Origin of the sequence: Trichocoleus sp. AS-A1 (assembly GCF_039962015.1) — a bacterium.
Lineage (GTDB): Bacteria > Cyanobacteriota > Cyanobacteriia > Cyanobacteriales > FACHB-T130 > FACHB-T130.
Map to the genome: position 1 here is coordinate 1 of NZ_JAMPKG010000072.1, position 9665 is coordinate 9665.

At 44.4% G+C, this 9665-nt stretch carries 9 protein-coding genes; 8 read left to right on the forward strand and 1 reads right to left on the reverse strand.

Going from position 1 to position 9665, the window contains the following annotated elements; genetic code table 11:
* The first annotated feature begins 143 nt into the window (after positions 1–143).
* From NC994_RS27180 to NC994_RS27210, 7 genes are all read left to right on the forward strand, one after another.
* A complete protein-coding gene (locus NC994_RS27180) occupies positions 144–308 on the forward strand; it encodes a hypothetical protein (protein ID WP_190431457.1) in 165 nt (54 codons plus the stop codon).
* Positions 295–993, forward strand: coding sequence for a YafY family protein (locus tag NC994_RS27185; protein ID WP_190431459.1), 699 nt, complete (start codon positions 295–297; stop codon positions 991–993). Before NC994_RS27180 ends, NC994_RS27185 begins: the two co-directional genes overlap by 14 nt.
* Before the next feature lie 79 nt (positions 994–1072).
* Entirely contained in the window at positions 1073–2032 is a 960-nt protein-coding gene (locus NC994_RS27190) for an aromatic ring-hydroxylating dioxygenase subunit alpha (protein WP_242030472.1), read from the forward strand.
* A 713-nt stretch (positions 2033–2745) separates the two neighbouring features.
* Complete coding sequence (locus tag NC994_RS27195; protein ID WP_190431463.1) at positions 2746–3123, forward strand: hypothetical protein; 378 nt, start codon at positions 2746–2748, stop codon at positions 3121–3123.
* A 176-nt stretch (positions 3124–3299) separates the two neighbouring features.
* Complete coding sequence (locus NC994_RS27200) at positions 3300–3497, forward strand: hypothetical protein (protein ID WP_190431465.1); 198 nt, start codon at positions 3300–3302, stop codon at positions 3495–3497.
* 30 nt (positions 3498–3527) lie between these two features.
* Positions 3528–5102 (forward strand): hypothetical protein, encoded by a 1575-nt coding sequence (locus NC994_RS27205; RefSeq protein WP_190431467.1) that lies wholly within the window; start codon positions 3528–3530, stop codon positions 5100–5102.
* A gap of 376 nt (positions 5103–5478) precedes the next feature.
* Positions 5479–5667, forward strand: coding sequence for a hypothetical protein (locus NC994_RS27210; protein WP_190431469.1), 189 nt, complete (start codon positions 5479–5481; stop codon positions 5665–5667).
* Positions 5668–5844: 177 nt separating this feature from the next.
* On the opposite strand, the gene NC994_RS27215 is transcribed toward NC994_RS27210, so the two are convergent.
* Positions 5845–8043: an ATP-binding protein gene (locus tag NC994_RS27215; RefSeq protein WP_190431471.1), complete on the reverse strand. Its 2199-nt coding sequence runs from the start codon at positions 8041–8043 to the stop codon at positions 5845–5847.
* Between the two features lie 903 nt (positions 8044–8946).
* On the opposite strand from NC994_RS27215, the gene NC994_RS27220 reads away from it, so the two are divergent.
* Positions 8947–9609 (forward strand): LamG domain-containing protein, encoded by a 663-nt coding sequence (locus NC994_RS27220; protein ID WP_190431473.1) that lies wholly within the window; start codon positions 8947–8949, stop codon positions 9607–9609.
* Positions 9610–9665 lie beyond the last annotated feature (56 nt).

Here is a 9665-nt window from a genome sequence, read left to right on the forward strand (position 1 = left end):
TACAGAAGCATTCAATTCAGTCACCATTAAAGACATGATTGGCTGGTTCACTCATTGCTGTTACTACGTTGCTCCTGATACCTCAGAGTGTATTCCTCTCATGTGAGAACCGCTATAGATTTCAAGAGCGCTGATAGACGCTCGTGAGTAGTAATGGAACACCAATTAGCGATCGCTCGCACCTGAAAAAACGTTTCGCTCTGCTGAATGTTGGTTGTGACGGGTTACAAAATCGATATGCAATTGATTGGGAAGGTTATGCTGCTGAAAGATTAAGACTACTCGACGTACAGGATGAGGAAAGCTGACCGTCTTTTCCAATTAGTGAATCTGATTAGATCTCACCAACCCATTACAGCAGGGCAACTAGGCGAACGGATTGGTGTTTCCGTGCGTACAATTTACCGATATATCGACGATCTTTCGGTGAGTGGCATTCCCATCTATGGTGAGCCTGGTGTCGGTTATGCTTTGGATGAAGATTTTGAATTACCACCCCTAACTTTAACTCATGATGAAATCGCCGCTTTAATGTTAGGTGTCGAAATCCTGTCGCGCTCGACCGGGAATGACTTAGCAGCAGCGGCAAAAACGCTATTGAGTAAAATTGGAGCAGTATTGCCGCCACACAGCTTTGATCCAACTCGCACACCTGTTCGGGCGCTAGGTGATATTCTCAACGACCAAAGCTTAAGACAGTGGAACGACCTTTATCGAGCAATTCAGCAGCAACAAGCCGTCACAATTGTGTATTTGAGCTTGAATGAACAACTGTCTCAAAGGATTGTTTTTCCGTTGGGGTTGTTTCATTGGGGTGGAAAATGGACAGTTGGAACATGGTGCATTCTCAGAAACTCATACAGAGATTTTCGGGTCGATCGCATCCAACATCTTGATTTTGCTTCAGGGGTTGAATCTCCAGGGCAAGAAATCAGTCTTGACGCATACACGAAGTTTCAACTTGAGAGAATAAAGTTATCTGGCTTCCACTGACAGGATGCTGTCAGGAGTAGGGTTTTATGCTGAGTAACGCCCAAGAATTTGTTGAGGAGCCGGTTTCGCTGTGTTTGAGATGTTTCCTAACTTCTGGACTCCAGTATTACCCATTGCTGAAATAGGACTAGCTCCCCTTGCGGTTGAGTTAGCTGGCGAATCGCTAGTTCTATTTCGCAATTCAGCCGAGCAGTTCGTGGCATTTCTTGATCGTTGTCCTCATCGTGGTGCGCCTCTCTCACGCGGGCAAGTAACAGAAGACGGGTGCCTTGAATGTCCCTATCATGGTTGGCGTTTTGCCTCAGATGGTGCTTGTACTCATGTTCCTTTCAACTCACTTAACCCAGCTCAACGCTCAAAACTGTCAGTCATGAGGTTGCCGACAAGGGTGATTGCAGGGATGCTGTGGATCTTTACGGGAGCTGAAAACGTGCCAGAACCACAGTTGCCGTCGAGCTTATTAGAACCAAACGAGCGTTACGTGATTCACCATGAGATTTGGAACGCGCATTGGACAAGAGCGATTGATATTTCATTGGACTATCTACATATCCCTTTCGTCCATCAGGATTCATTTGGTCGCGAATTCCATGACCCAGTACACCAAAATGCGATCGCCCAAATCAGCGTTACTGCAACAGCAGATGGAATGGCAGTCACAAATCAACTCAATACCTTGTCTTATGGAGTTGAGATTGATTGGCATCAGCCCAATAACGTTGTTCTCAAGTTAGATATAGGTGGACTACCCCTGCGTCCTCATTTGTTTGCAATTCCGATCAATACCCAACAAATGCGATTTATGCAGGTTGCTCTGCCCAACCCTGGAATCGATCCGAGCAACTTTGACTTTGATGAGTTTTTTGCAGCATCTCTCGACGATCTCACGATGGTTGAGTCACAAATCGGTGAAGTTCCTAATACAAATGAAGGATGTAACGTGCCTACTGATGAACCCTCACTACGGTTTCGTCGTTGGTACTACCGCACAGTGAAGAATAGAAGAACAGAGGCTATTCAAGGCGCAAGTGCTGATTGATGACATTAATAACATTCGTGACAAGTTGGCGTAAATATAGCGAAGCTGAAATCAACTGCAAAGTAGCCATTTAAACCTTGCCTGATAAGGGTTTCAATGTTTACTAAGTGCCAGCTTGCGAGAATTCGATGTCGAGTCGGTGGATTGGGAATTTTGCCAACAATCGAAAGGTTGAATAGCTTTCAGAGCTATACTTAGACTCCTTGAAAAATCAATGTTGTTAGGGTGGGTTTTGCCTACTTTGGGCCTAAAGTTGGTATTTTGTCATGGTTAAGTGAACCTTGGTTGTATCCTTGAAGCCCATCTAAGTATCAAGAACTGAAACTCCTACTTGATAAAAATTTTGAGCGCTACCTTGCGGCTTGTGTCAGCTTCGCAATGTTTACGCTTTTTGGTTTATCCACGTCTATCAAACAGCTCTATTACTACTCAGGAGTGTAGATCACCATTAACAAACCTGCTTCCCTCTGGTTCGGCAGTAAGCTACCGACGGCTTCACGAGTAGTATAGTAGCGTGGCTGCGTCCGGTGTGACCGCTTTGTTAAGCCGCGCCCCGATCGGGTCGGAAGCGCGCAGCACGACGAAACAGCCACGCCGATCCGATAAACAACGTGACGAAGACCCCGTTGAGGATCGAAAGCTCTAGCAGTCCGCTCCACGGGTAGCCCAATCCGGCGCTCAGCGCGATCACAGGCATTCCGCTAGCGTTAGTCGTGCTTGCAGTTGAGCTGAACAATATCAATGCTGTAAATCGGTCACGGCGAGGTAGCTCCAAGGCCGCAGAGGAAGAATCACCAGCAATCGATGTCCCGGTAAGAACAGTCGAACAACTAAGTTTACCGGCGACTGAGCAGAATATTCAACTCCCTAATTCAATGCTGCTGGCAAAGACTGAGAGCGCTCGCCCCCAAGTACCAATTGGTACTTGTACCAGCAATCTTCCCAGGTCTACAAAACAGCTCGATAATCTCATCCGCCAAACCGTATTGATTTGGGGGAATCAGGACAGTGGAAAAAGTTCGGTAGCTCGGTACATTGCAAAGCTCAAGACAGAGCAGAGGTATCGGGGTCGTGGTAGTAGACATGGATAACAGATAACAATCGTGCTGAATGGCAGTGGCTGCTTTCGTTACTACTTTTCAGCTAAAGCCCACCAAGAAATTTGCGTAATTTGTAGTTGTTTTCCTGTGGCTAACAATAATTGCATTTGATCATTACTGACTCAACATCTTTTATCTTAGTTAGCCATCAATTTTATTGACTCCCCATGCGAACTCAACCCTATCTCCTCACCCTGCTCGCACTATTTACAGGTCTGACGCCTCAGCATGGGGTGAGTGCTACCTTCAGCCCTACTGAACTTTTAAGTAGGAATGAAATTAAAATTGTCCAAGCAAATATTCTAGTGGCAGCTTCATCCAGGCAAGGCAAGGTAGTCCAAGCAAGGGAAGATGAATCGGGATGAGCTGAAGTACTGCCTACAATCCCTTTTGGATTGGCATTTTCTGGGAAAATTGACCCAGATGTACCAGTGGTTCCAGAGATTGAAAGTGAATCCCTCGAAAATATAGAAAAAGCCCAAGCTTTATCTGCAATCGCTGTTGGGTTGGCATATTCGGGAAAAATTGACCAAGCCCTGCAAGTGGTTAAAAAGATTAAAAATGAAGACTTTAAAGATAGCGTATTATCTAACATCGCTATTGAGTTGGCTTCATCAGGAAAAATTAATCAAGCCCTACAAATAACTAAACAGATTAAAGACGAGCCTTCCCAAGATTCACTCCTATCTAGCATAATTTACAGGTTAGCGGACGATAGAAAAATTGACCAAGCCCTACAAGTAGCTAAAAATATTAAAAATGAAGCTTCCCAAGACTCAGCCTTATCTGATATCGCTGGACAGTTAATTTCTTTGGATAAATTCGACACAGCTCTGCAATTAGCTAAGCAGATTAAAGAAGAATCCTCCAAAAATAAGCTCTTAGTTTGGATTGCATCCGAGTTTGCATCATCGGGAAAATTCGACACAGCCCTGCAATTAGCTAAGCAGATTAATAATAAAACCTCTCAAGAGGCGGCTTTATCTAACATCGCTGTCTGGCTAGCGTCATCGGGAAAAATCGACATGGCCCTACAATTGGCTAAACAAATTAAAGATGAAGCTTCCCAAAGCTCAGCCTTGTATGGCATTGCGTCTAGGTTGGCTGAGTCGGGAAATTTTGACCTAGCCCTGCAACTAGCTAAAGAGATTAAAAAGGATTTCTCCGACGATTTAAGCTTATCTGGGATAGTTTTCCAGTTGGGGTCATTAGGAAAAATTGACCTGGCTCTAGAACTGGCTAAAGAGATGAAAGATGAAGCCTCTAAAAACTCAGTCTTATCTAACATTGCTGTGAAGTTGACTGAGTCTGGAAAAATTGACCTAGCCCTGCAACTAGTTAAAGAGATTAAAAACGAAACCTCCAAAGACTCAGCCTTATCTGACATAGCTTACAAGTTGACTGATTTGGAAAAAATTGACCAAGCCCTACAACTAGCTAAAGAGATCAAAAATGATTCCTCCAAAGACTCAGTGTTAGGTGATATCGCTCCTGAGTTGGCTAAGGCGGGAAAAATTGACCAAGCCCTACAACTGGCTAAAGAGATTAAAAATGATTCCTCCAAAGACTCAGCGTTAGGTTATATCACTTCTGGATTGACTAAGTTGGGGAAATTTGACCTAGCAGGGCAAGTAGTTAAAGAGATTAAAGATGATGTTTTCAAAAACTTCATATTGCTTGATCTAGTTGCCCAGTTGACTTTATCGGGAAAAATAGACCCTGCATTGCAAGTGCTTGAAGAAATTAATAGTCCCTCCGAAGACAAAGACACAGTGTTGTTTAACATGGTTTCTGTGGCATCTGGGTCAGGAAAATTCAACCAAGCTATACAGATCGCCCAAACCATGAAAAATAAATATCACCAAGCTGCGGCTTTGGCTAACATAGCTACTAGGTTAATAGAATCTGGACAAACTGAACTAGGCTCGCGCACCTTCGATCAAGCTCTTGAGATGGTTGCATCTTATTAGAATAGTCTTCTGGTGAGAAAACCCAGTTGGAAAATGGGGCGTTGCTTGTGATGTGGTATTGTCCTAAGCCCTTGAGAACGCTGCATCTAAGTTGAATAGGATGTCCGCGAGGTAAGTGTCCGTAAGTTCACCAATGACATAATCATTAGGAATTGGGCTACCTGAGCCAAAACGGCGCAAGGAATCAAGAAAGCTCTATGAACCTATCTAAGCTGACTCGCATCCGGTCAGCTTAGATAGTGATTTGCACTTCATCCGTTAAATCATCAAACATCGCCACTTTTGATACCTTCCGATATCGTGTTGTTTGCCCAAAACGAATTTTTCCGTTACACGGCTTTAACGAAAGATCAGCAATGCAGGAATTCCATTGTGCATGATCACCGCTTACTCAGGACACGAGGACTTATCCCAACTGTCAGCGTACCTGGAAGTCAGAGACGAACAAATCTTGGGAGCCGCCGCCACCGTATCAATGCTATCTCCGATTGTCGGGAAGGTCGGGAAAGTCTTGTATTCCGGATTGGAAGAAGATCCTTTCTCAAATCCTTCTCGACAATTCTAGTTTTGTCGAGAAGGATTTCTAAATTGTTGCCCTGAATGCAATTGCTAGCCGGGAAAGTAATATATGGCGGGGTAGAAACAGATTTTCAAGAGTCACTCTAAGTGAATGACTCTAAAGAGTCGAACAATAGCAGCATATATCTGTAAAACTGGAAATGTGCTGGCAATCAACATCCAGCTAAACTGCTGGATTAACGTGTTGCCGGAGAGGAATCCGAATGATGAACTCAGTTCCTTCACCGGGGAGTGAGAAGCACTCCAATTTGCCGCCATGTTTCTCTACGACGATTTGGTAGCTGATGGACATCCCCATTCCGGTGCCTTTTCCCAGCGGTTTGGTTGTAAAGAAAGGATTAAATATTCGTTGTTGAATCTCTTTAGCAATCCCAACTCCGTTATCAGCGATCGCTACTTTCACCCATTGAGCATTCACAGTTGACGTGCGAATTGTAATTCGATTGGGATGCTCTTGAATATTTTGATAGGTACGCTTAGCGTTACTCTCGTCTATGGCATCAATAGAATTCACCAAGATATTCATAAATACTTGGTTGAGCTGTCCGACATAGCACTCGACGAGCGGCAGTTCAGCATAGTCTTTGACCAGTTCAATTTCTGGTCGAGAGGATGTAGCTTTGAGGCGATGTTGCAAAATCATCAGGGTGCTGTCAATCCCTTCGTGAATATCAACTGCTTTGAACTCCGCTTCGTCCATGCGCGAGAAGTTTCGCAACGACAGGACAATCTGGCGAATGCGCTCGGTTCCCAGTTTCATCGAAGCCAGCATTTTGGGTAGGTCTTCTTGCAAAAACTCTAGATCGATATCTTCAGCTAGCGATTGAATCCCAGGAGCAGGGTTAGGATCATGCTGCTGATATAACTCCACCAACTCCAATAGACTCTCGGTATATTCCTGCACATGGGTAAGGTTGCCGTGAATGAAATTGACCGGGTTATTAATTTCGTGGGCAACTCCGGCGACAAGCTGCCCAAGACTTGACATTTTTTCGCTTTGAACCACTTGAGATTGAGTGCGCTGCAATTCCTCTAATGTGTTCTTGAGTTCGGCGGTGCGCTCTTCTACCCGGTCTTCCAATTCCTCCTTGCTTTTCTCTAAAGCAGCAAAAGAGCCGCGCAATTGCCCTGCCATGTGGTTGAAGGAATTGGATAGTGTGTTAAGTTCTCGGATATTGCTCGTTTCGACCGTCTGCTCTAAATTGCCAGATGCCATTGCCTCACTTGCCTGATTGAGGCGAAGCATCGGACGAGCAATCCAGCGCGCAGTGAACACGCCCATCACACAAGCAATCACCAATGCGCCCAGACACAGTGCGATTGTCGTGCGCGTATTGGCATTGACTTGTCCCATAAATGTGGTTTCTGGCACACTCACGACCACGAGCCAATCTAAGCCATAGTTGTCGCGCCAGGGTACAACATTAACAAAGTGTCTTTCTCCTTGCACCTCAAGCTGAAAGGCTGTGGATTGGGTAATAGACTGAAGCCCTTTGGAGACTTGAAGGTGGCTGGCAATGCTCTGAATCGTTGAATTAGGGCTATTGATCGCCTGTAATCTCTGGATTTTTTGACCGGCGAGGGTAAAAGGCTGTGCTGTTATGGAGTTAGCGATTAGGGTGCCATCTCGCTCCATAATGAACACTTGACCAGACTGACTGATATCTAAAGTGCGTAAAAAATCACTGAGTTTCAGCAGATGAAGGTCGATTGCAATCATTCCCACCAAGCGGTTTTGAGCATCATAGATGGGACGACTGGCAGAAGCTGCGATATAGGGACCTGTAGGATAATTTCCGGTAATAATCTTCGCCCAGATCGGTCTAACAGCCGCAATCGGCTGGGTATACCACGATTCATTCGTGTTTGTGTAATCCCAGCGAGCATTGACTTGAGTTCGATTGCCCTGGTTGTCAGTGGCGTAGGTAATCACGTTGAAAGGAGGTTTGGCAGTCCAATCATCAATGGTGATGGTTTTGCCATCGTAACGAGCCGCTCCAACCCCCTCGCCGGTGGTTAAGCCAATCCCAATGTAGGTAAGGTCATACGCCTGCATCTGATCCCAGAAATACTTGCCAACGATTTGGCGATCGCGCACATCCAGCATTCCTCTACGAATGGCATCTGCATTGATTTGGTTGAGGGCTTGGGGGATTGCCAGATAGGACTTCAGGTGTTCATCCACAACATCGCTAGTGCGAGCCATCAACTGTTCTGCTAAATCATTGACTGCTCTCTGTCCATTCTTAAAGGACAAGTAGCCTACTAAACTAACGGCTCCAAGAATTTGGAGAATAAAAGGAATAATCAGAACAATTTGTAATGGAAACGCGCTAACTCGGCGAGGCTGATGAATTTTCATTGTAAGGAAGACGAAACTAATCTTAATAGAAGATTTTCATGATGCCCACGTATCTAACTTTCTATGAGCTTTGCTTGAGGTTTGAGTAGCAACGGAACAGAAAGTTACGCTAAGCCTGAAACGTAAGCCCCATTGTTATTTTAGAATAGATTGTTCAGTCTCAATGAGACGTACCAATTGGAGTGAGCTATTTAGTACGGGGTTTTAATAGAGAAAATCAGGGAGTTTAAGCTTCTGATTTTAGCAGGTTTAATTGGTACGCCCCTTAGCGTAAGTTTTTGTTTAGATACTACTTTTTCATTGTAACGGTCGAGTAATGCATAAAGCTTTTTCTCTGCTTGGTGGCAAGGATAAAAGTAGTCACTATAGAACCGTTAGTTCATCTGACATCGGTTTGCCTCAATTGCTTCAATATCATTAATTCTGCAAGACTTCACTTCAATAATAATTAATCTGAGTTCGTATCTGACAATCAAGATATCCGGTTTTTTTTGAATTGTTGGTTTTTTTAAATGTGCTATAACTCCAAAGAACAACCCCCTTTCCTTGTCTAAAAGTTTGACAGAGCCGATCCCAAACTCGCTGTTCCCCAGCTTCACCTTTTAAACCTAAAGGTTCCGTCTCGATAAACCTCCATTCTGATGATTGGTTTTCGGTACTTACAACCATGTGACTCCTGGTTTTTATCTATCGCTTTAACTTAGAGTTCCCCAAAACAAAGCACATCTAACACAACTCATTTACGTGTCTTATAAACGACCGTCGATGGGAATAGGTAAGACGCATTTGAGACTAAATGGGTTTGAGGAGGGTGCTTGAGCTATCAGTCGCTAATAGGTAAATAACGATCAAAGCCGTTAAGGTTATAGTCATAGTTATCTATAGAATCAAAGCGATCGATCAATGAGTCCTAATCAGCCCAATGCTTCGGATGCTGTATTTGATCGCCAACAACCTCCTTCTCCAGTCGCCTACTGGCGCTTTGACCAATGCAGTACCTCTGGTACTGTAGTCATTCGCGATCAATCAGACTGTGAACCGCAAGGAACGATGATTCGTGGTGTTACTTGCCAGAAAGGGCGTTTTGGGAATGCAGGTTTCTTTGACGGTGCCGATAACTTGGTTGAAATTCCCGACCAGCCCATTTTTCATTTCACTCACCAAATGACTATTACGGCTTGGGTTAAGCCATTACGGCTTCATGGCGTCACTTACGGTCTGCAAACTATCGTCAACAAGTGGTATGCGATGGACTCGTACATGCTTCTGATTGATCAAGGCAATTATTCATTTGCCGTAGCGTTTCCAGGCGGACAATGGGGTTCAACGGTCAATGTTTCATCCCCTGCGACTGTAGATGTTTGGGCGCATGTTGCTGGCGTGTTTAACAGTGAGCATTTATTCCTTTATCTCAATGGTCAACTGGCTGCACGAGTAGCAATAAAAGGCAGGTTGCAAGATTCTAATCGTCCCATTTGTATTGGCAACCACCCCTCTTGGAATGCGTTTAGCAGGGTGGTTTCATACAAACAAAGAAAAATGAGAATAATGCTTAAAGGTGATTGAAAATCAACCAATGATTCGGATGAATATCATTGAACAATTACAACAAATCCCAGATT

What these genes read in the sequence shown, in the direction of transcription:
- NC994_RS27185 (WP_190431459.1), top strand. Translation starts at nt 295, where the DNA reads ATGAGGAAAGCTGACCGTCTTTTCCAATTAGTGAATCTGATTAGATCT.
- NC994_RS27190 (WP_242030472.1), top strand. Translation starts at nt 1,073, where the DNA reads ATGTTTCCTAACTTCTGGACTCCAGTATTACCCATTGCTGAAATAGGA.
- NC994_RS27200 (WP_190431465.1), top strand. Translation starts at nt 3,300, where the DNA reads ATGCGAACTCAACCCTATCTCCTCACCCTGCTCGCACTATTTACAGGT.
- NC994_RS27210 (WP_190431469.1), top strand. Translation starts at nt 5,479, where the DNA reads ATGATCACCGCTTACTCAGGACACGAGGACTTATCCCAACTGTCAGCG.
- NC994_RS27215 (WP_190431471.1), bottom strand. Translation starts at nt 8,043, where the DNA reads ATGAAAATTCATCAGCCTCGCCGAGTTAGCGCGTTTCCATTACAAATT.
- NC994_RS27220 (WP_190431473.1), top strand. Translation starts at nt 8,947, where the DNA reads ATGAGTCCTAATCAGCCCAATGCTTCGGATGCTGTATTTGATCGCCAA.